Source organism: Bacillus mycoides (assembly GCF_018742245.1).
In the GTDB taxonomy this organism is placed as follows: Bacteria; Bacillota; Bacilli; order Bacillales; family Bacillaceae_G; genus Bacillus_A; species Bacillus_A cereus_U.
In genome coordinates this window covers 5,071,977-5,094,371 of sequence record NZ_CP036132.1, presented here as the reverse complement: position 1 = coordinate 5,094,371, position 22,395 = coordinate 5,071,977, and the positions used below count along the sequence as shown (strand labels likewise).

Below are 22,395 nucleotides of genomic sequence, written 5' to 3'. Positions count from 1 at the left end.
GATAACATGTTATGATATGTCTTGTCGTCACGAAAATATGACGTTGGTGAGTATGAGCCATTAGCTCAGTTGGTAGAGCATCTGACTTTTAATCAGAGGGTCGAAGGTTCGAATCCTTCATGGCTCACCATTTTATTTTTCGTGGCCCGTTGGTCAAGTGGTTAAGACACCGCCCTTTCACGGCGGTAACACGGGTTCGAATCCCGTACGGGTCATGTTTTTTTATGTTCATTTTTGGTCCCGTGGTGTAGTGGTTAACATGCCTGCCTGTCACGCAGGAGATCGCCGGTTCGACCCCGGTCGGGACCGCCACTTTTGTTTATACCACCATTAGTGGTTTTATATATAGTTTTGGCTCGGTAGCTCAGTCGGTAGAGCAGAGGACTGAAAATCCTCGTGTCGGCGGTTCGATTCCGTCCCGAGCCACTCTCAGGATATTAAGTGGGCCCACTTAATATCCTTTTTATTTTGTCCAGTTTTACAAAAGTGGGTAGTTATTTTACAATAGAATGAGGAGCCTCTAGCAGTTGAAGCTAGAGGTTTTTCTATAGATCGTATAGGATTCCGTGTAAAAGTGGATGATACATGAGTCTATGAGAATAGAGGAGAAATACTTAGACTAAGATTGTTGTCATATAGGAACATACTATAGAAACACCAATATGTTTGAGGATTATTGATCATATTTTTATAAGGAGGAAATAGACGATGATGGGAAAGAAAATTTTAGTAGTTGATGATGAAAAGCCGATTGCGGATATTTTGAAGTTCAACCTAGAAAAAGAAGGTTTTGAAATTGTAATGGCGCATGATGGTGATGAGGCGATTGAAAAAGCAAATGAAGAACAGCCAGATATGGTTTTATTAGATATTATGTTACCGGGAAAAGACGGTTTAGAGGTATGTCGTGAAATACGTAAAAGCTCAGAAATGCCAATTATTATGCTTACAGCAAAAGACTCTGAAATTGATAAAGTATTAGGGCTTGAGCTTGGGGCAGATGATTATGTAACGAAGCCATTTAGTACGAGGGAGTTGCTTGCTCGTGTGAAAGCGAATTTACGTCGCCATCAGCAGGGTGGTTCTGCAGAGAAAGAAGAAAATACTGAAATGGTTATTGGACCAATCGTTATTAATTCGAACGCTTATAGTGTAACGAAGCGTGAAGAAAGCATTGAGCTTACACATCGTGAATTTGAATTACTACATTATTTAGCGAAGCATTTAGGTCAAGTTATGACTCGTGAACATTTATTACAAACAGTTTGGGGTTATGATTATTTTGGAGATGTACGTACAGTAGACGTAACAGTACGTCGTTTACGCGAAAAAATTGAAGATAATCCAAGTCATCCTACTTTAATTGTAACTAGACGTGGAGTAGGGTATTACTTGCGTGACCCAGAACAGGAATAGTATATGAAGAAAGTTGGTTTTTTTCAATCTATTCATTTAAAATTTGTGCTCATATATATGCTGTTAATATTAATAGCAATGCAAGTAATTGGTGTATATTTCGTCAGGGAATTAGAAAAAAGCCTTGTAAAAGGCTTTCAAGATTCCTTAACGCAGCAAACAAACTTACTTTCTTATAACTTGAAGCAAGAGTTTGTAAAAGAACGTCCTAAAACAGAATCAGTAGATAAAGCTATTAATGATTCGATTCAAAAATTTGCATCAGATCGTAAGAGAGATATTCAAGAAGTAAGTGTAATTGATTCTACTAAAAAATTAATGGCAATTTCAGACGCGTCTAAGCAAAATAAGGTAGGACGAACGTCAGCAGATACGGCTGTACAACGGGTAATGGTACAAAAGAAACCAGAGTCAAAGATTGAAAAAGATGGACATACAGGTCATCGAGTTCAAGTTATGATTACCCCTATTCTAAAAGAGCCGGGCGGAGATGTACTTGGCGTCATTCATATCGTTGCATCTATGGAAGATGTGTATAAACAAATGAAGGACATCAACCAAATTTTTGCAACGGGGACAGTAATTGCTTTATTAGTAACAGCTGTACTTGGAATTTTATTGGCTCAAACAATTACGAGACCAATTTCAGATATGCGAAGACAAGCAATTGAAATGGCGAAAGGGAATTATTCGCGAAAAGTAAAGGTGCATAGTCACGATGAGATTGGACAATTAGCATTATCTTTTAACAATTTATCTAAAAAATTACAACAAGCTCGTTCCTCCACAGAAAGTGAAAGACGAAAATTATCATCCGTTTTATCACATATGACAGATGGAGTAATTGCTACTGATCGAAAAGGGGATATCATTTTATTAAATGATCCTGCGGAAAAGATGTTAAATGTTTCGCGTGAAACGGCGCTAGATCAATCAGTGTTAGAAGTGTTAGGAATACAAGAAGAATTTACACTTGATCATTTATATGAAGAACCTGATTCAGTTTTATTAGATTTTAGTACGAGAAATGAACCATATATTTTACGTGCTAGTTTCTCTGTTATTCAAAAAGAAACAGGGAAGGCAAATGGTTTAATTGCTGTATTATATGATGTAACAGAGCAGGAGCGGATAGAACAAGAGCGCCGTGAGTTTGTTGCGAACGTATCTCATGAGTTAAGAACGCCGTTAACAACGATGCGTAGTTACTTAGAAGCACTTACTGATGGAGCATGGCAAGATCCAAATATTGCACCGCAATTTTTAACGGTTACACAAGAGGAAACAGAAAGAATGATCAGGCTTGTAAATGCATTGTTACAACTATCTAAACTAGATAGTACAGAACATCGCTTAATGAAGGAATGGGTCGACTTTACTGACTTCTTTAATAACGTTATCGATCGCTTTGAAATGTCTAAAGAGCAAAATGTAAGCTTCAAACGATCTTTCTCTAAAAAATCTCGATTTATTGATATGGATACAGACAAAATTACACAAGTTTTATATAACATTATTTCCAATGCACTAAAATATTCGCCAGAAGGTGGTACAGTAACATATCGCCTACGTGACCGCGGGGAGTTACTAGAGATTAGTGTGAGTGATCAAGGAATGGGAATTCCGAAAGAAAATGTAGATAAAATATTTGAACGTTTTTATCGTGTAGATAAAGCGCGTTCGAGACAAATGGGTGGTACAGGTCTTGGGTTAGCTATTGCGAAAGAAATGATTGAGGCACATGGCGGCTCGATTTGGGCGAAAAGTGAGGAAGGAAAAGGGACAACTATTTATTTCACATTGCCAATGGCGACAGATGAAGAGGACGATTGGGAATGAGTATGGAAAACTTTAAAACGATAGTTCTAATTAATTTGGTTGTCATTAGTCTATTTCTTACTTTTAACTTATGGACATATGTTCCTGATTCCACTTCTATGCAAAATACCAAGTTCGTTCAAGGTAACGAAGATATAAATCAGGTAAAGATTTCGGAGGTTGTTCGCCCATCCTCTGTCGTTATTCATAAAGAGAAAAATCATTATGTAAGCGAAAAGAAGGCAAATGTGGATTCAATCTATAAAATTCTTGAAAACGGAGAATTACATGATTTTAGGGAAATAACGGGGACAGTCCCTAAAGGTGATTTTCTGTCTTATGTACACGGAGAAGAAAAAATTGAATTTGTTTTTCCTACAAATATCCCGTTAGATACGATTAAAGATATGTTTAATATTAAAGATAAAAACATAGAAAGTAACAGAAGTTTTAATCGTATTATAATTGATCCTTCTAGAAGTAAGGACCAAGAAATTAAAGTTAGCTTTGTTTCCTGTGATACTCCTCATAAAATATATCAAGCAACATTGAGTGGTGCTTATATAAAGGATATTATAAATGCTCAAAATCAACTTATAACAGTAGCAAGACCATATTTTGAATATCAAATAAATGATACAAAAAAACTTTTTTTACCAGATGGGATTACGGAATTAAGTAAGGTAGAGTATATTACAGCTAAACTAGAAGTGGATCCATTCAAAAATGCTTTATTTAGTGATCCACGTTATTTAAGTCCTATTTCTGAGAAAGAAAAGGAAACATTTACGGATGGCATCCGTTCTATGGAAATTGATAAGTTGGATGCAATGTTGAAATATAAAAATTCCGCTGTACATGGTGATAAATCTACGGATAATGCGGTAATTTTACAAAAAAGTTTTGACTTTGTAAGTGGGCATAGTGGATCCTTGAAGTCCTATCGTTTTGATTATATTAATGGGAGAAAAACTTCATTCCGTTTGTATGAGGATGGTTTGCCTGTATTTAATGCAAATGGAATAGCGGAATTAAAACAAGTATGGGGTTCAGGTGAAATTATGCAGTATGAAAGACCCTTTTTTGAGTTCAGTATTACTTTGCCTAGTAAACAACAAACAACTTCTCTTGCATCAGGTCATACAGTGATGACATCACTAGAGAATAATCCAGAAATTGATAAAAAATCAATTCAGGATGTTGGTATTGGTTATAAAATGTCATTGGAACCTTCCATTAGTGATGTGAGAATCGCTGTCTTACAGCCGATATGGTATGTAAAATGTGAAGAAGATGGTAAGCAACAAATATATGAGTGGAGTGAGGGGGGACTAAATGGATTGGGATCGAATTAAAACAATATTTATTGTGACCTTTTTTGTTTTAGACCTCTTTCTTATCTTTCAGTTCATTCAAAAGCAAGATAGTAATCAATTAGAACTTGTGACGGAAACGAAAATCGATCAACAATTAAAAGCTGAAAAAATTACTATGGGGAATTTTCCTAAAGAACCGAAAAAAGAGTCATTTATAATGGCGAAAAATAAGGTTTTCAAAGAAGAAGATGTACAATCTTTAAAAAATCAGACGGCGCATGTGCAAGACGAATATCAAATAGAGAGTAAATTAAAAGAGCCTTTTTTAAATACAAAATCATCGTCAAAAGATAAGTATAATGATTTTTTGAAAAATTATGTGCTGGATGGACAAAAATATGAGTTTGGAGCAATAAAGGACTCAAAAATTTACTTCTTTCAAAAGTATAAAGATAAACCAATCTTCTACAATAATCGTGCGATGATTGTTGTAGATTTAAATGAAAAAAATGAGCTTATTTCGTATACACAAACAATGTTAACGGATTTGAAGGAAATGGGCGAAAGCGAAAAGACGAAAGAACAAGAAATTATTACTGCTCAAACAGCTTTAGAAAATATATATTTGAAAAATAAAATTGCAGAAAATACGCACGTGAAAGAGGCGCAGATTGGATATGCAACTCTCGCGGAGTCTTCTTCTAATATACAAGTGCTTGCTCCAACATGGAACTTAAAGACAGAGCAGAAAAAGGATTTTTTTGTGAATGCAATTGAAGGACAAGTTATGGAATTAGGGGAAACTCAAGTGCCGGAAGAACATAATGGAGTGAGAAAGAATGAGTATGCACTTTAGTGTACTTGCGAGTGGAAGTACAGGGAATATGCTATATGTAGGAACAGATGAAAAAAAACTGCTCGTCGATGCAGGTTTAAGTGGTAAAGCGACAGAGGCTTTATTTAAACAAGCTGAACTGAATATAAATGACGTATCAGGTATTCTTGTAACACATGAGCATAGTGACCATATTAAAGGATTAGGTGTATTGGCACGTAAATATGATTTACCTATTTATGCGAACGAGAAAACATGGAATGCAATGGAACATTTAATAGGTAATATCCCAACTGATCAAAAATTCATTTTCTCAGTAGGGGACGTGAAAACATTTGGGGATATTGAAGTTGAATCATTTGGTGTTTCTCATGATGCAGCGGAACCGATGTTTTATGCTTTTCATAACAATAATAGAAAGTTAGCTCTTATTACAGATACGGGCTACGTAAGTGACCGTATGAAAGGTGTCATTAAGGGAGCGAATGCTTTCGTATTTGAAAGCAATCATGATGTGGAAATGCTTCGTATGGGACGCTATCCATGGAGCATTAAGCGACGTATTTTAAGCGACGTTGGCCACGTTTGTAATGAGGACGCTGCATTAGCGATGGCTGATGTTATTACAGACGAGACAAAACACATTTATTTAGCGCATTTAAGCTTAGATAATAACATGAAAGAATTAGCGCGTATGTCTGTATCACAAGTATTAGAGGAAAAAGGTTTTGGGGTTGGAGAATCCTTTGAAATACATGATACGGATCAAAAAATGCCTACGAAAATTCAATACGTATAATTCTTCATTTTAGTAAACAATAAAGGTGAATATAGTTGTTTTCAGGAAGATAGGTGAACAAATATGTCCTTTATTGATGAAGAAAAATATCGTATTAAACGCGCAGGGAAAAAGAAACATAAAGGTATTGTCATTTCTAGCATAGCGGGGACAATTGTAGGGGCTTCATTATTTGCATTTGGAGCTCCTTTATTTTCAAATCATGCAGGTAAGCTTCCGCAAGCTGAAGCAAGTGAAAAAAATATGGCTGAAGCTCAAAGTGGAAATGTTCCTGTTAAACAGATTAGCTTTGTAGACGCTGTTGATCGTGCTTCAGAGGCTGTTGTTGGTGTTATTAATATTCAACGAGACGATTTTTCAGAGGCTGATTCGGAGGCTGGTACAGGCTCTGGTGTGATTTATAAGAGAACAGATGGACATGCGTATATTGTAACGAATAACCACGTTGTTGCTGGGGCGAATCGTATTGAAGTGAGCTTAAGTGACGGTAAGAAAATTCCAGGTAAAGTATTAGGAACCGATGTAGTCACGGACTTAGCGGTACTAGAAATAGATGCGAAGCATGTGAAGAAAGTGATTGAAATTGGCGACTCTAATACCGTTCGTAGAGGAGAACCAGTTATTGCGATTGGAAATCCACTTGGGTTACAATTTTCCGGAACTGTCACACAAGGTATTATTTCGGCTAATGAGCGTATTGTTCCTGTAGATTTAGATCAAGATGGACATTACGATTGGCAAGTAGAAGTATTGCAAACAGACGCGGCAATTAATCCAGGTAATAGTGGTGGAGCGCTTGTAAATGTAGCGGGACAATTAATAGGTATTAACTCAATGAAAATTGCAGCAAAAGAAGTAGAAGGAATTGGACTAGCTATTCCAGTTACGAGAGCTGTGCCTATTATGAATGAACTAGAAAAGTACGGTAAAGTAAGAAGACCTTACGTTGGGATTGAACTAAGATCATTAAATGAGATTCCGAGTTACTATTGGTCAAAAACGTTACAATTACCAGGTAACGTAACAGAAGGAGTCTGCATTTTAGATGTGAAAAGTCCTTCGCCAGGTACGGATGCGGGTCTTAGAGAACATGATGTTATTGTGGCGGTAGATGGAAAAGCGGTGCACGATATTATTGGGTTCCGCACGGCCTTATATAATAAAAAAATTAATGATAAAATGACTCTTACGTTTTATCGTGGTACAAAACGAGCGACAACAACGGTGAAATTAGGCATTCAAAAGTATTAAAAACAGGAGGACCTACCTCCTGTTTTCTATTGTAGAAAAGTGAGGTGAAGAATATGAATTTACCTTGTTGTTTAGAACATGTTGAATTAGCATTAGATATCATTGTGGATGAGTGTGAAGTTGCACCGGTTATTAACAATGTGGATAACTCTAAAGAAGAGAAAAAAACATGTGAATTTTGTCAAAATGAGGCGACATATGTTGTATCGAACACAGATTCTCACACAATATGTGGGTAACATTTGTGGATATGTGGATAAGTCCTGTGGATAACGTGTTTGTAAGGTGGGGAATAGATGTGAATATCTCGATTATTTCAATCGGAAAATTAAAAGAAAAATACTTAAAACAAGGTATAGCAGAATACTTAAAACGATTATCTTCTTACGCAAAAGTAGAAGTAATTGAGTTGCCAGATGAAAAGGCACCAGAAAATTTAAGTGCAGCAGAAATGTTAATTGTAAAAGAAAAAGAGGGCATACGTATACTGGATAAAATTTCTGATGATACGCACGTCATTGCGTTAGCAATAGAAGGGAAACAAAAATCATCAGAAGAATTTGCAGTAAGCTTAGATCGCCTTGCTACATATGGAAAGAGCAAAATCACATTTGTAATTGGTGGATCACTGGGGCTTAGTTCTGAAGTAATGAAGCGTTCAAATGAATCTCTTTCTTTCTCAAAGATGACATTACCACATCAATTAATGCGATTAGTATTGCTTGAGCAAGTGTATAGAGCGTTTCGTATTAATCGCGGTGAACCGTATCATAAATAGTGGGTAATAATTGAAAGTTAATAATGCCCTATTTATTAAAATAAATTATAATTGGTTGTATATGTAATAAAAATATGATCAAAAAATTAGCACTTATCTTTACAGGATAGAGTGCTTTTTTCTATATGTAATTCATTATTTTAGATTTAGTCGATACATAATTAAAAGGGGGAGATGTAAGTATTTGGTGAAATAAAGCATAATCAATGTAGGAAAAAAGAAGTATTAGATGTAATTAGGGGGGCTTAACATAGTTAGGGGAAATATGAAAAAAGTACTTATATCATTACTAAAAAATCCATTATTAATAATTGGGTACTGGATTTTTTGTTATGAGTTAGCTTTGTTATGTATGTATGGGAGAATGAATAATAATATTTATATTCTGTTACTATGTGTAGTATTTTTAATCCTTATCATTATAGTTACTACAATTAAAGTTATAAAAAATGGGGAACATGAATCGTCCAAATTATTAAATGTAAAGGGATGGAAATACATTTCCGTTATCATCCTTATCTTTATAACGTTTTTTTATGGGATAAAAATTTATAAAAGTGCAACGAATTATGGTGGTAAGCTAGCATGGTTTATAGAAAGTGTAAAAAACGAAAGATCAGTTGAATTTGAGCGTGATAATATATATAAGTATGGTGTAGAGGGTATTTTGGAAGATATAAGTAAGAAATATACTTTGCCAAAGAAGTTATATATGTCGGATGATTTTACTTTAGAATTTAACTCAGATGGAACAATTACATCATTTGATACCTTTCTTTATGGAAAAAACACTGCTGGAAAAGAGGAAAGCTACTTAATATCTTATAATAAAAATAAATCAAAAGATATTTTTGTAGGACTAAATGGGTATGTTAACGCTGATTATAATGAAGATAAATTAGTAAAACCTTTAATTAAAACAGTCCAAGCCATTCCAGTTAAACAAACTGTTAGTAAGTGGAATGAAAATCAGTATGGACTGGTTTATTACGGGAAAAGGAATTGGGGTTACAATAGAGAAGGAATTATTAATATTAATAAAGATGGGAAATCGGAGAAGTTAGAAGACGCAAAATCCGAAATAATTGGATATACAGTATCTATATTTGTCCCTGGAAAAGAGAAAGAGATAGTACCTGCTAGATATAATTTGCTAGGTGATCCAAATTGGAGTAAGGAAAGTAGTTTTAAAAAGAAAAAAAAGGATTTAACTAATGATAATGAGCAATTTTACTTTTCAAAAGAAGTGGGTTATAAACTACATGTTACAGATAAAGCATTAGGGAGTACCTTTTATTCACTAAGCAAGACAATAGATGGTGGAGAAACATGGGCAGTTATAAATGAAGACCCATTCAATGAAGCAGTTGGTAGTGCATCAGGAATCATCTTTTTTAATGAGAAACTCGGATTTTTAAGGGCAGCTAGACCCTCTGGCACTGAAGGAGGGATATACCGTACAGATGATGGGGGTATAACTTTTAAAAAGGTGAGCTATATAAATCATGAAGTGAAGCTAGAGAGTGGACAATTAATAACCCCTTTTGATTTTCCTAATATGCCTTATGAGAAGGATGGGGTTTTTAACATGTTAGTTGGGCAAGGATCAGATGGAGACTATAATGGTAATAGTAGTATACTTTATCAATCTAAAAATCAAGGTGAAACATGGGAGTATGTAAAAGAGGTTAAAGCTAATTAATAGTGGGAAAGACCATTGGACAAAAATCACCGATGGTCTTTTACACATTAACTAGTTGGTATATAGATTTCCTAAAATAAGTATGTTTCTATTTATAAAAAAGTGTGTTGTAATATGAAGAGGAAAAAAGTATAAGTAGTCATAGAAGTGAGGAATTAAAGGTGAAGAAGTTTAAAAAGTTTTACTTGGAGATTACGAGTGTATGTAATCTTGCGTGCAGCTTTTGTCCGCCGACGGAAAGGCAGAAGCAATTCATTTCTGTGGAGGATTTTGCTAAAAGATTAGACCAAATTAAACCTCATACAGACTACATTTATTTGCACGTGAAGGGTGAGCCATTGCTCCATCCGAAAATAGATCAACTGTTAGATTTAAGCCATGAAAAAGGGTTTAAAGTTAATATTACAACGAACGGAACGTTAATTAATAAGAGAAGGCATAGACTGTTAAATAAACCTGCGTTAAGACAAATGAATTTTTCACTACACAGTTTTGATGGACACCCAGGTTCGCAAGATAAAGAGGGCTATGTAAGAAGTATACTTTCTTTCATTAGAGAGGCAACGAGTCAATCGGATTTAATTGTTTCACTAAGATTATGGAATTTAACTCAGGATAATAAAACAAATGCTGAAATCCAGAAAAATAGGGATTTATTATCCATAATTGAAAATGAGTTTGATCTATCCTATCAAATTGAAGAGAAGCTCACACCAGGAAAAGGTATAAAAATTGCGGAACGTGTATTTATTAATCAAGATTATGAATTCCAGTGGCCGGCATTACATGAAGAAGAGGATGATGGAAAAGGATTCTGTCATGGTCTTCGAAATCAGGCTGGAATCTTAGCGAACGGAACTGTTATTCCTTGCTGTTTAGATGGTGAGGGAATTATTAACCTTGGAAATATTAATAATGATTCATTCTCTAATATTATTGAAGGCGATAGAGCGCAAAATATTGTAGATGGATTTTCAAAAAGGGTTGCAGTAGAAGAACTGTGTAGAAAGTGCGGATACCGCAAAAGATTTGGAAAGTAAATATAGAATAAGCCCTCAAAGTGAGGGCTTATTTTTATTCTTGATAAGAACGCTCTAATTCATCAATTAAGGAACCAACGTAAGAAACAGCTTTGCGGATTGCATCTGGTTTTGACATATCTACTCCGGCGTGTTTCATTAATTCGAGTGGTTTTACCGTACCGCCTGCTCGGAGTACGTTGAGCCAGCGATCAACAGCAGGCTGTCCCTCTTCCTTAATCATTTGGGCTACAGCGGTAGATGCAGTTAGGCCTGCTGAATATGTGTAAGAATATAAGCCCATATAATAGTGAGGTTGACGCATCCATGTTAAACCAGCACCTTCATCAATTTCTACTGAATCTCCCCAGAATGTAGAAAGGACATTTGTTTTTAGTTCAGTTAAAGTGGTGGCTGTAAGTGCTTGTCCTTCCTCTGCTATAGCATATACTCTTCTTTGATATTCTCCCTCAAGTAGATGGGTAACAAAGTTATGGTAGTACGTGCCGAGTAGTTGCAGAATAACCCATCTACGCATTCTCTTATCTTCCGTTGTCGCAAGTAAATGCTGAGCTAACAGTAATTCATTCATCGTTGATGGAGCTTCAACAAAGTACATAGAAGGACGTACATTCATAATGCGCTGATTTTTATTTGCTAAATAAAAATGACCAGCATGTCCAAATTCATGAGCTAATGTGAAACATCCGCGCATCGTACCCTGCCATGTAATTAAAATATATGGGTGAGAACCGTATGGACTAGAGCAGAAGGCACCTGTTGATTTTCCTACGTTATCTGCAAGGTCTACCCATCTCTCTTTAAATCCTTTTTCAATAATAGTACTATATTCAGGTCCTAATACTTTTAAAGATTCTTGAATTAATTTACCAGCTTCTTCGTATGTGATTGTTGGATTAAATTCAGGATCTAAAGGTGCGTGTAAGTCACAGAAAAGCATTTGGTCAAGCTCTAATACTTTCTTTTTTAAATCTGCAAAACGGCGCATATGAGGCGCTAATTCGTTATAAATAATATCTAGTTGATTGTTATACATTTCAAGTGGAACTTTTTGAGGTTCTAAAAGCATATGGGTAACGGACTCGTACTTGCGTAAACGAGAAAGCGCCACTTGTTTTTTTACTTCAGTAGCATATGTTGTTGCAACTGTATTTTTATATCGTTTCAATGTGGAAACAAATGATGAATATGCTTTTCTACGTATATATGCGCTTGGAGAAAATTCATATTTACTTTCAAATAATGCAAATGATACAGGCAAATCATTTCCCTGTTCATCTTGTATAGGAGGGAAATCCATATCGGCTAATTTAGTCATGCCGTAAATTTTGTAGGGGGAACTATGAACTTCGCCGAGTGCAGCAAGAGCTTCTTCTGTTTCAGGAGAGAGTGTGTGCTGCCTCTTTTTAAGTATTTCGAGTAACGATTTACGGAAAGGTTCGAGTTTTGTTTCCGCAGTTAAATATTTTTCAATTGTTCCTTCTTCAAATGAGAGGATTTCGTTATGAATAAAGGATAGTGCAGCATGTACTTTCGTCCCTAAAGTGGAAATTTTGGAAGAGTTCGCTTGAATAACTGGATCTGTACGATCAGCGGATTCTTTTAAATATGCATATGTGCTAAGTTTTGTTAGCTGCATTAAAAGCTTTTCCTCTAAAAGTAGGCAATTTAATAAGGTAGCGGGGCCAGTGTGTAATTGTCCTTTAAATGCATCGAATCTTTTTATATCATTTTCTAATACATTTAGTGCAGTGTGCCATTCATCATCAGACTTATACAAGTCTGAAAGATCCCATTTTAGTTCAGTAGGAACTTCTTCGCGAATAGGACGTTTCTCAATTACATGTTTCATTTAATATATCCCCCTTATTTTAAGTATCTAAAAATATAATACTAGAAAATTCAGTAAAGATAAAATATTCGCCTGTTTTTTACATGCAAAAAGAAGGACAAGCATAAATAATGCTTGTCCTTCGAGTTAAATTTAAGAATTAATATACTTTATCGCCGTTGAAAATAGAGTTTTTCACGACTACATAATCTACAGTACGAATTGCGTCTAATTTTGTTCCACCAGCGTAAGAAATAGAGGATTGAAGATCTTGTTCCATTTCGATTAAAGTGTCTTCTAAAGAACCTTTATGCTCAACGAACATTTTCTTACCTTCAACGTTTTTCTTCTCACCTTTTTGGAATTCAGAAGCTGAGCCGAAGTACTCTTTATAAAGTTTGCCATCTTTTTCGATTGTTTCCCCTGGAGACTCTTCATGACCAGCGAATAGAGAACCGACCATAACCATAGTTGCTCCAAATCGAATTGATTTAGCTACGTCGCCATGTGTACGAATACCACCGTCAGCGATAATTGGCTTACTTGCAGCTTTTGCACACCAGCGAAGTGCAGCTAGCTGCCAACCACCAGTTCCAAAGCCTGTTTTAATTTTAGTAATACAAACTTTACCAGGTCCAATACCAACTTTTGTTGCATCAGCACCAGCGTTTTCTAATTCTCTTACCGCTTCTGGAGTTCCAACGTTTCCAGCGATAACGAAGCTTTCTGGTAAATGTTTTTTAATATGTTGAATCATGTGGATCACAGCATTAGAGTGACCATGTGCGATATCGATTGTAATGTATTCAGGTGAAAGTTGCTCAGCAGCTAATTGTTGTACGAATTCATACTCGTCTTCTTTAACACCAACGCTAATTGAAGCAATTAATCCACGTGATTGCATATCTCTAATGAATGAAATTCGTTTTTCTGGTTGGAAACGATGCATGATATAGAAGTAATTATTTTCAGCTAAATAAGTTGCGATTCTTTCATCAATAATCGTTTGCATATTTGCAGGTACGACAGGTAATTTAAATTTATGTTTTCCTAAAGTGACAGTTGTATCACATTCAGATCGGCTATTTACAATACATTTTGCAGGAATTAATTGAATGTCTTCATAATCAAATACATTTTCCATCATTTGCACCCCTAAAATACGAATATTTTATTTAGTTTCTTTAAAAACGTTCGTCCAAATGATAATTTACAGTATTTTTAGTAATAAGTCAAAGGTTTTAATGTTTATATTTGAAAATTGAAGTTTATTTACTCATATTGTGGGTTGATATAGCTGAAAATTGTTTCAATATATTACAATTCAATGTAAAATTATGTATAGGTACGGATGGTTAAATATATTAATTTAGGGGAGATTTTATGGGACGATTAGTGTATATGGATTGGCTACGTGTATTAGCGACAATTGCGGTCGTTACAATTCACGTTGCTGCTGGTTATGTTTCTACGTTAGATTCAAATAACGTGTCGCGTTGGCTGGCTGGTAATTTTTACGACTCACTTTCGCGTGCTAGTGTACCAATTTTTGTAATGATTAGTGGAGCCCTATTATTAAAGGGAACAAAAGATACTTCTATTGGGGAATTTTTAAAGAAACGTGCAAGTAAAGTGATTATACCTTTTATAGGTTGGAGTGCTATATTTTACATCTATGGGGCTTGCATAGGATATTTTCCGGCTTCTTTAAAGCAAGGGATAAAGTACTTTTTAACAAATAATATCGGGTTACATCTATGGTTCTTATATATGATTGTAGGAATATATTTAATCGCACCTTTACTGAAAGTATTTGTGAAAAATGCTAAGAAGAGAGAGATAGAATATTTTTTAATTTTATGGCTATATGCATCTGTAATAGTTAAACTAGTAAACTATTATTATCCTATCAACTTTAATATTGAATTATTTTATGTTACAAATTATGTAGGATATTTTCTACTTGGTTATTACTTATCAAATTATGATATTGCGAAAAAATGGCGGAATATTTCTTATATTGGGGGAGTTGTAGGATGTATTGGTACATTCTTTATGACATACCATTATACATTGAAAGCAAATGGACAGCTGGATCAATATTGGTATGAATATTTTGCGCCAGGTGTTGTACTTATGGCAATTGGGTTATTTGTCTTTTTTAAATATGCTTTCCAAAATTCAGAAAAGCAATTGCCATTTTTATTACGTGGCATAAACCAAGCAAGTCTTGGGATTTATATTCTTCACTTTTTCTTATTAAATAATTATCTATACATAGTCATTCCAAAGGTGAATGCACATGTACATGCAATATTGGCAATACCCATAAATGTAATGATTACACTTGTTCTTAGTATGGTAATAACTTTAGTATTGCAAAGAATACCAGTTGTAAAAAGACTAGTTCCGTAAAGAGATTTTTTAATATTATGTAGGTGGGCAGACTTATTATTAAGGCTGCCCTTTATTATGTTGTTTTAAAAAATAATATAAAAAGAGTTATAATTAGGTTAAGTTGATATTTTAACGAACTACAAATATTAGTTTGATATATCATCCTAGTATAATTAAATGTAGGGGATAAAAAATATAATTATTAAATACAGAATAAAATGAGGTTATTACATGAGTAAAAGAAGCTTTACCGATTATGCATTAAGTAAAGAAATTGTAAGAGCACTTACTGGTTTAGGATATGAACATCCAACGGAAGTGCAAGGAGAGGTTATTCCAGTTGCCTTGCAAAAGAAAGACCTTGTCGTGAAATCACAGACTGGAAGTGGAAAAACCGCTTCATTTGGCATACCACTTTGTGAAATGGTGGAGTGGGAAGAGAATAAGCCACAAGCTTTAGTTTTAACACCGACGAGAGAGCTTGCGGTGCAAGTAAAAGAAGATATTACGAATATAGGTCGCTTCAAAAGAATTAAGGCCGCTGCAGTTTATGGTAAATCTCCATTTGCACGTCAAAAATTAGAGTTAAAGCAAAAAACACATATTGTAGTTGGGACTCCTGGCCGTGTGTTAGATCATATTGAAAAAGGTACCCTTTCTTTAGAGTGTTTGAAGTATTTAGTTATTGATGAAGCAGATGAAATGCTGAATATGGGTTTTATCGATCAAGTAGAGGCAATTATTGACGAATTACCTAAAAAACGAATGACAATGCTATTTTCAGCAACACTTCCAGAAGATGTTGAAAAGTTATCTCGTAAGTATATGGATTCGCCAACACATATTGAAATTAAGGCTGCCGGGATTACAACAGATAAAATTGAACATACACTTTTTGAGACGAGAGAAGAGGAGAAGCTTTCACTTCTTAAAGATGTAACAACGATTGAGAATCCAGATAGTTGTATTATTTTTTGCCGTACACAAGAAAATGTAGATCACGTATTTAAACAGTTAGATCGCGTTAACTATCCTTGTGACAAAATACATGGTGGTATGGTACAAGAAGATCGTTTTGAAGTTATGGACGATTTTAGAAAAGGAAAGTTCCGTTATTTAGTAGCGACAGACGTAGCGGCTAGAGGAATTGATATTGATAATATTACACATGTTATTAACTATGATATTCCATTAGAAAAAGAAAGTTATGTACATCGTACGGGAAGAACGGGACGAGCTGGTAATAACGGGAAAGCTATTACATTCATGACGCCGTATGAAAATAGATTTTTAGAAGAGATTGAGGAGTACATTGGCTTTGAAATTCCAAAGGCACTTGCACCTTCAAAAGAAGAAGTTATGAAAGGGAAAGCAGTATTTGAGGAAAAGATACATGCTAAACCAATTATAAAGAAAGATAAAAATGCAGACCTAAACAAAGGAATTATGAAATTGTACTTTAATGGCGGGAAGAAAAAGAAAATTAGGGCGGTAGATTTCGTCGGTACAATTGCTAAAATTAAAGGTGTTACGGCAGAAGATATAGGAATTATTACAATACAAGACAATGTTTCTTACGTTGAAATATTAAACGGAAAAGGACCACTTGTTTTAAAAATCATGAAAAACACAACGATTAAAGGGAAACAATTAAAGGTTCATGAAGCAATTAAGTAAACAAAAAAACTATCCACTCTAACAGGTGGATAGTTTTTTGTTTACGATTCTTTGAGATCATCAACTAGTTTCTCTGCTAAACGTCTATACATATTACTCATAGTCACGAAGGATGTTAGTAATAAAAATTTTTCTAGTTTTGGATCTTCTAAGGAAGAAACCTCGTTTACTTCCTTAACACGGTTATTCACGTCTTGCTTAAAGCTGCCCACATTGGTGTCAGTAAGAGAAAGGTAATCTTTATATAGAGTATTTAATTCGAATGTATCATCGTTTATTAACGGTGCATTTATATTTTCTAAGGAGCTTTTTATATCATTAATGGAAAGAGCTCCTTTTAATTGATAAATTAAGCTGATTAAAATCATATGTTCTTTTGAATATTTTTTATTTTTGATAGGGATGAATAATTTCCCCTTTGCGTAATTGTTAATCATTGTTTTTGTTAATACTTTTTCATCATCAGTTCTCGTTGTATCTGCATAAGTATTCTCAAATAGTTGGACAACTTGGTCTACATATAAGTCGACATTTGGGATATCCTCAAGTTTAATGTTTTTTTCTAGATGTAATGATTCAAGTAATTTATTTATATTTTCCACGTAGAATCCCTCACTTTTATAACTTAGTGGAACTTAATGTTTAGTATATCTTTAAATATGGTATTACGAAACAAATGAAATGTAAATGTTGACCCGTATGAATAATATGTATATAATTACATGTAGTTATGAAAACTACATGTAATTATATGAGGGGTGTTTATATGAATGCTTATGTAAGAGAACCAGTTAATGCATTTACTCACTTAGGAGGAGCTGTATTATCATTTATTGCATTATTAGCTATGATTGTGAAAGTTTCTGTTAAGATGCCATCTTTTGCTGCAATTACAGCTGTTATTTTATTTGGTATCGGGATGATGGTCCTTTATATGGCGTCAGCTGTGTATCATAGTGTTGTAGCCAGTGAACGTGTTATTTATTTCTTTAGGAAGCTAGATCATTCTATGATTTTTATATTAATTGCAGGTACATATGCACCCTTTTGCTTAATTACATTAAATTCGGCAAATGGTTTACTATTATTTTGTTTAGTTTATGCAACTGCGATTTGTGGTATTGTTTTTAAAATGTTTTGGTTTAATTGTCCAAGATGGTTATCGACAGCAATTTATCTTCTGATGGGTTGGTTAATTGTTCTATTCTTTGCACCGCTAGCTGAGAATTTAAGTACAGGAGGTATTATTTTCTTAGTACTTGGAGGCATTTTTTATACAATTGGTGGGTTTATTTACGGTGCGAAGCCAAAATGGTTGGAGTTTAAATATATGGGACACCATGAAATTTTTCATGTTTTTGTATTGTTAGGTAGTCTTGCACATTTTCTAAGTGTATATTGTTACGTAATTTGATCAAAAAACGCCACGCGATGTCTGTTATGTGGCGTTTTTTTATTACCTAATTGGAATCGTATATTGTACAAAATAAGTATGGGATAAAATGTAAGTTTCTGTGTTCGCATAATAAACATATGATAAGAAATATGTGATATACTTTGATAAGTTTATAATGAATGAAATATGGAGGACTATAATTATGGCAATACTTGTAACAGGTGGAGCAGGATATATTGGTAGTCATACATGCGTAGAATTACTAAAAAACGGTTACGAAATTATAGTAGTAGATAATCTTTCGAATAGCTCAGTAGAGTCTATAAATCGAGTGAAAGAGATAACAGGAAAACAGTTTAAGTTTTATAAAGAAGATATTTTAAATCGAGAAGCACTTGATACGATTTTTGAAGAAAATACAATTGAAGCTGTTATTCACTTTGCAGGCTTTAAGGCCGTAGGGGAATCAGTGGCAATCCCATTAACGTATTATCATAACAACATTACAAGCACATTAGTGCTATGTGAAGTGATGCAGAAGCATGATGTGAAGAAGATGATCTTCAGTTCATCTGCAACAGTGTATGGTATCCCAGAAACATCACCAATTACGGAGAAGTTTCCATTAAGTGCAACAAATCCATATGGTCAAACGAAATTAATGATTGAACAAATTATGCGTGATGTAGCATTTGCTGATGCAGAATGGAGTATCGCATTACTTCGTTATTTCAACCCATTTGGTGCGCATGAAAGTGGGCGTATTGGAGAAGATCCAAACGGAATTCCAAATAACTTAATGCCATATGTAACACAAGTAGCAGTAGGTAAGCTAAAGGAATTAAGTGTATTTGGAAATGACTATCCAACAAAAGATGGCACGGGTGTCCGTGATTATATTCATGTTGTAGACTTAGCAAATGGTCATGTAAAGGCGCTTGAAAAGGTACTTGGCACTACTGGGATAGATGCATATAATCTCGGTACAGGTACTGGTTATAGTGTGTTGGAAATGGTTGAAGCATTTGAAAAGGTTTCGGGCAAGGAAGTTCCTTATAAAATTACGGATCGTCGCCCTGGTGATGTTGCGGTATGTTTTGCAGATGCATCGAAAGCGAAGCGTGAATTAGGATGGGAAGCAAAACTCGGATTAGAAGAGATGTGTGCAGATTCTTGGAGATGGCAATCAAATAATAAAAATGGCTATCTAGAAGTTTAATAAACAGATAAAAAAAATGACCTTTGCATAAGCAAGAGGTCATTTTTTATCTGTTTATTTTCCATTAAGTTTATTAGCAAATTTAGTAAAGAAAGTTCGTCGTTTTATAGGAGCGTTTGACTGACAAAATGTATAGTAATCAATATCTTTAATATAAGTAAAGAGTCTAGAAATAGCATATAAGAATGTAATAGAAGATCCGAGTGCAAAACTAATACCGTAACCATTGAATCCAAATGGAAGTAGAAGAAGACTTAATAATAGGTTTGCAAAAAAGAACAGGGCTGATGTTCGAAATGCCCCTTTACGATCTTCAAAATATAAGAGTAGTAACGTGATAACAAGGACCATCCCGTTTGCATAAGCACCAATTATAGTCAGTTGCAAAATAGAGTATTCAAGTGTCACGTTCCCAGATTGTGAACTAAACATCCATATTATAAAAATAATAAGTAAAGAAAAAGTACCTTGATTACGAAGTATGCGTTCCATTTCTTGCTTTAGGACAAAGTTCATTGATTCTTTTAATTGTAAAATTGTATTTAATGTCGCCCCATTGTTAACTGAACCGAAGAACTTCTTATACCGTTCATAAAACCTTGTTTCAATGGATACTACGAAGAAAATATAGGTTGGGATAATGCTTAAATAAGCCCAGAAAACAGAGGTATCATACATTTGATGATAAATAAACGTGTTTTCAATATTTCCTCGCCCTTCTCCGAACCAAATAACAAAGTTACATACCCAAATGCCAATATTGTAAAGTAAGCTTGACCAAAATAGTTCCGGATATTTATCTAAGTAAGAAAGGAAGGTAAATTGTTCGGTAGCATCACTATTTGGGAACATTCGTACAATAACTATACTTAACCACACTAATGTAATGAAAGTCCCGATTGTAAAAGAAATTAAAAGTAATAGGGAAAATCCATGTTCTATTCCAAGTGTTGGATGCCAGTAAGCGATAAGCGCAATTCCAGATAAGGAGAAAATGGAACCAATTAAAAATGCAAGAGCGATGGACTGATAATCTTTAGCTGCTGTTAAATAAATGGATTGAATCCAAATGATGTTTAAAGCTAAAAATAAAAATAGCATCACGATTTTATAATACAAGGCTAATGGTGTAAAAATTGCAAACAAAAGCCATAAGATAATAGCTAAGAAAAGTGTGATTTTCGTCATTCCTAAAAAGGAAGAAAATACTTTATCAGCTTTTTGCTCGTATAAAAGGTCAGCCACATATCTAGTTACGATGAGTTGCAAGGCACCATATATGATTTGAGAAAAAATAAAGCAGTATGAAATTGAAATTGTGAAAAGGCGCTGTTCTTCGGTTGGAATAGAATGGAACAAACTTAAAATGTATCGAATAGCTGTTACTGCTAAAATAACGACTAACCACGGACCAGCTGTAACAAATAATGAAAATCCGTACGCCTTTATTCTTGAAGAATAGTAGTCTTCTTGGAATAATTTTTGTAAACGAAATCCTATTCCTGCCATGTTTTTTTACCTCTTTCTAAGTAAAGCTTACGATAACTATCAACGACGCCTGATAATTGATAGTGCGCTTCAATACGATTGCGCCCATTATCACCAAATTGTTGAATGGATTCAGGGTGACGATAATACCACTCTAAATGAATGGCAACTTGTTCAGGAGATACAGGTGGTACAACAAATCCACATTGTCCGTAAGGATCTCCATCTTGTCCGTAAATTAATTCCTTACAAGAGCCGACATCTGTAACAACCCATGGTAATCCTGCTGCCATTCCTTCTAACATAGCTAATGGTTGTCCTTCAGATATACTTGTTAATACGAGAAGATCTGTTTGTTTTAAGTAATCTTTAATATTTACTTTGCCGGTCATTATTACATGCTCTTCTAATCCTAATTGTTGAATTAAATCACGACATTCCTGAGCATATTCTGCTTCTTCCGTATCAGGACCTAGCAAGTAAAATATAAATGGAATGTCTTTTTCCAATAATAATTTAGCTGCATAAATCATTGTTTTTACATCTTTAATTGGCACAACTCGTATAATAGCGGAAATGATGAGTTTATCCGAATTGTATTTTGGTTTACGTAACCCTTTATAGTCAGATAAAGTAACGCCATTTGGAACGATTTTTAGTTTATGAGCCGGGGCACCTAATTCTTTTTGATATGCACTATTTCGGCCGAACAACGTAATTACATCAGCAGCTTGTTCGTATGCTTGATGAGACAAGTGATGAAAGAAAGAAACCCATCTTTTTTTGTATTCAATTGGTATCCAAGTAGATTGTAGTATTTCTTCTTCACGCTCTCGAGAATAAATACCGTGCTCAGTTAGAATAAATGGTATATCGGACTTGGCACTAATTGCAGCACCAAGTAATCCACCATATCCTGTCGATACAGAATGAATAAGATCTAATTCAGGAAAATCAATTTGTAAAATTTGAATGATTGGTGTGAACATAGATCTCCACATCCAAAAGTAATTTAAGAAGGATCCACTACTTTCTTCATATAAATAGCTTTCTTTAACAATCTCATAAAACTCACGGCTTTCGAAGAAGGAATGGAGTGTTCCTAGCTTTTGTTTATTACCTAATATTTGTAATGCTGTTGTATCGTTGGCTTGAAATGTAAACCATTTTTGAAGTGTCTGCACTTCTTGTTCAGTTAAATTAGTTTTTATATGTTTTGCTTCATTTTCTGATTGCAAAGGAATCATAATGATATCTTTTACGTTGCTTGGAATTTCATATTGATATTCATCTTCTGTTTTTACTTGAGGGACTATCGCAAAAATCGTAAATTCATGTTCTTTAAACTGCTGGATAATCATTTGAACCCAGCTTGCTACCCCTCCACTTACAAAGGGGTAGCTGCCTTCAACGACCAAACCTATTCTCATCT

Annotated in this window: 19 protein-coding genes and 4 tRNA genes; 18 read left to right on the top strand and 5 right to left on the bottom strand. The window is 34.5% G+C overall.

Translation table 11 applies throughout. The features are described from left to right. Positions 1-54 precede the first annotated feature (54 nt). From EXW56_RS26140 to EXW56_RS26075, 14 genes are all read left to right on the top strand, one after another. A tRNA-Lys gene (locus EXW56_RS26140) sits at positions 55-130 on the top strand. A gap of 13 nt (positions 131-143) precedes the next feature. Continuing rightward, positions 144-215, top strand: a tRNA-Glu gene (locus EXW56_RS26135). Positions 216-236: 21 nt separating this feature from the next. After that, positions 237-312: transfer RNA gene (locus tag EXW56_RS26130), tRNA-Asp, on the top strand. 41 nt (positions 313-353) lie between these two features. Further along, positions 354-426 (top strand) — tRNA-Phe (locus EXW56_RS26125). Between the two features lie 282 nt (positions 427-708). After that, complete coding sequence (gene walR / locus EXW56_RS26120) at positions 709-1,416, top strand: cell wall metabolism DNA-binding response regulator WalR (protein ID WP_002198685.1); 708 nt, start codon at positions 709-711, stop codon at positions 1,414-1,416. 3 nt (positions 1,417-1,419) lie between these two features. Next, entirely contained in the window at positions 1,420-3,255 is a 1,836-nt protein-coding gene (walK, locus tag EXW56_RS26115) for a cell wall metabolism sensor histidine kinase WalK (protein WP_002113220.1), read from the top strand. Continuing rightward, complete coding sequence (locus EXW56_RS26110; RefSeq protein ID WP_002198686.1) at positions 3,252-4,589, top strand: YycH family regulatory protein; 1,338 nt, start codon at positions 3,252-3,254, stop codon at positions 4,587-4,589. Before walK ends, EXW56_RS26110 begins: the two co-directional genes overlap by 4 nt. After that, positions 4,570-5,406 carry a two-component system regulatory protein YycI gene (locus EXW56_RS26105; RefSeq protein ID WP_002113218.1) on the top strand — a complete coding sequence of 279 codons (837 nt, stop codon included), beginning with the start codon at positions 4,570-4,572 and terminating at the stop codon, positions 5,404-5,406. Before EXW56_RS26110 ends, EXW56_RS26105 begins: the two co-directional genes overlap by 20 nt. Beyond that, the gene (locus tag EXW56_RS26100; RefSeq protein ID WP_002113217.1) at positions 5,390-6,184 is read left to right on the top strand and encodes an MBL fold metallo-hydrolase; all 795 of its coding nucleotides are present in this window, start codon (positions 5,390-5,392) and stop codon (positions 6,182-6,184) included. The genes EXW56_RS26105 and EXW56_RS26100 overlap by 17 nt, the downstream gene beginning before the upstream one ends. 63 nt (positions 6,185-6,247) lie before the next feature. Further along, entirely contained in the window at positions 6,248-7,435 is a 1,188-nt protein-coding gene (locus tag EXW56_RS26095) for a S1C family serine protease (protein ID WP_002113216.1), read from the top strand. Between the two features lie 53 nt (positions 7,436-7,488). After that, positions 7,489-7,674 (top strand): CxxH/CxxC protein, encoded by a 186-nt coding sequence (locus tag EXW56_RS26090; protein ID WP_002035001.1) that lies wholly within the window; start codon positions 7,489-7,491, stop codon positions 7,672-7,674. Positions 7,675-7,733: 59 nt separating this feature from the next. Beyond that, positions 7,734-8,213 (top strand): 23S rRNA (pseudouridine(1915)-N(3))-methyltransferase RlmH, encoded by a 480-nt coding sequence (gene rlmH / locus EXW56_RS26085; RefSeq protein WP_002113213.1) that lies wholly within the window; start codon positions 7,734-7,736, stop codon positions 8,211-8,213. 265 nt (positions 8,214-8,478) lie between these two features. Then, the gene (locus EXW56_RS26080) at positions 8,479-9,915 is read left to right on the top strand and encodes a WD40/YVTN/BNR-like repeat-containing protein (RefSeq protein ID WP_002198687.1); all 1,437 of its coding nucleotides are present in this window, start codon (positions 8,479-8,481) and stop codon (positions 9,913-9,915) included. Positions 9,916-10,076: 161 nt separating this feature from the next. Continuing rightward, positions 10,077-10,955, top strand: a complete 879-nt coding sequence (locus tag EXW56_RS26075) for a radical SAM/SPASM domain-containing protein (protein ID WP_098988835.1) — start codon at positions 10,077-10,079, stop codon at positions 10,953-10,955. 34 nt (positions 10,956-10,989) lie between these two features. Here the strand turns inward: EXW56_RS26075 and pepF are convergent, their stop codons facing one another. Further along, on the bottom strand, positions 10,990-12,807 hold the full coding sequence (pepF, locus tag EXW56_RS26070) for an oligoendopeptidase F (RefSeq protein WP_002198689.1): 1,818 nt from the start codon (positions 12,805-12,807) through the stop codon (positions 10,990-10,992). Between the two features lie 139 nt (positions 12,808-12,946). Next, positions 12,947-13,930, bottom strand: a complete 984-nt coding sequence (gene guaC, locus EXW56_RS26065; protein WP_098988833.1) for a GMP reductase — start codon at positions 13,928-13,930, stop codon at positions 12,947-12,949. A 239-nt stretch (positions 13,931-14,169) separates the two neighbouring features. Between guaC and EXW56_RS26060 the strand changes: the two genes are divergently transcribed. Both EXW56_RS26060 and EXW56_RS26055 read left to right on the top strand, forming a co-directional pair. Further along, a complete protein-coding gene (locus tag EXW56_RS26060; RefSeq protein ID WP_002198691.1) occupies positions 14,170-15,201 on the top strand; it encodes an acyltransferase in 1,032 nt (343 codons plus the stop codon). Positions 15,202-15,414: 213 nt separating this feature from the next. Further along, a complete protein-coding gene (locus EXW56_RS26055; protein ID WP_002198692.1) occupies positions 15,415-16,860 on the top strand; it encodes a DEAD/DEAH box helicase in 1,446 nt (481 codons plus the stop codon). A 41-nt stretch (positions 16,861-16,901) separates the two neighbouring features. Here EXW56_RS26055 and EXW56_RS26050 read toward each other — a convergent pair whose 3' ends face one another. Continuing rightward, positions 16,902-17,462, bottom strand: a complete 561-nt coding sequence (locus EXW56_RS26050) for a DUF1836 domain-containing protein (protein ID WP_002198693.1) — start codon at positions 17,460-17,462, stop codon at positions 16,902-16,904. Between the two features lie 164 nt (positions 17,463-17,626). Between EXW56_RS26050 and trhA the strand changes: the two genes are divergently transcribed. Further along, on the top strand, positions 17,627-18,274 hold the full coding sequence (gene trhA / locus EXW56_RS26045; protein WP_000995373.1) for a PAQR family membrane homeostasis protein TrhA: 648 nt from the start codon (positions 17,627-17,629) through the stop codon (positions 18,272-18,274). A gap of 184 nt (positions 18,275-18,458) precedes the next feature. Further along, the gene (gene galE / locus EXW56_RS26040; protein ID WP_002198694.1) at positions 18,459-19,475 is read left to right on the top strand and encodes a UDP-glucose 4-epimerase GalE; all 1,017 of its coding nucleotides are present in this window, start codon (positions 18,459-18,461) and stop codon (positions 19,473-19,475) included. A gap of 54 nt (positions 19,476-19,529) precedes the next feature. On the opposite strand, the gene pelG is transcribed toward galE, so the two are convergent. Next, positions 19,530-20,984 carry an exopolysaccharide Pel transporter PelG gene (gene pelG / locus EXW56_RS26035; RefSeq protein ID WP_215597117.1) on the bottom strand — a complete coding sequence of 485 codons (1,455 nt, stop codon included), beginning with the start codon at positions 20,982-20,984 and terminating at the stop codon, positions 19,530-19,532. Beyond that, a complete protein-coding gene (gene pelF, locus EXW56_RS26030; RefSeq protein ID WP_002113198.1) occupies positions 20,972-22,393 on the bottom strand; it encodes a GT4 family glycosyltransferase PelF in 1,422 nt (473 codons plus the stop codon). The genes pelG and pelF overlap by 13 nt, the downstream gene beginning before the upstream one ends. Positions 22,394-22,395: the final 2 nt, after the last annotated feature.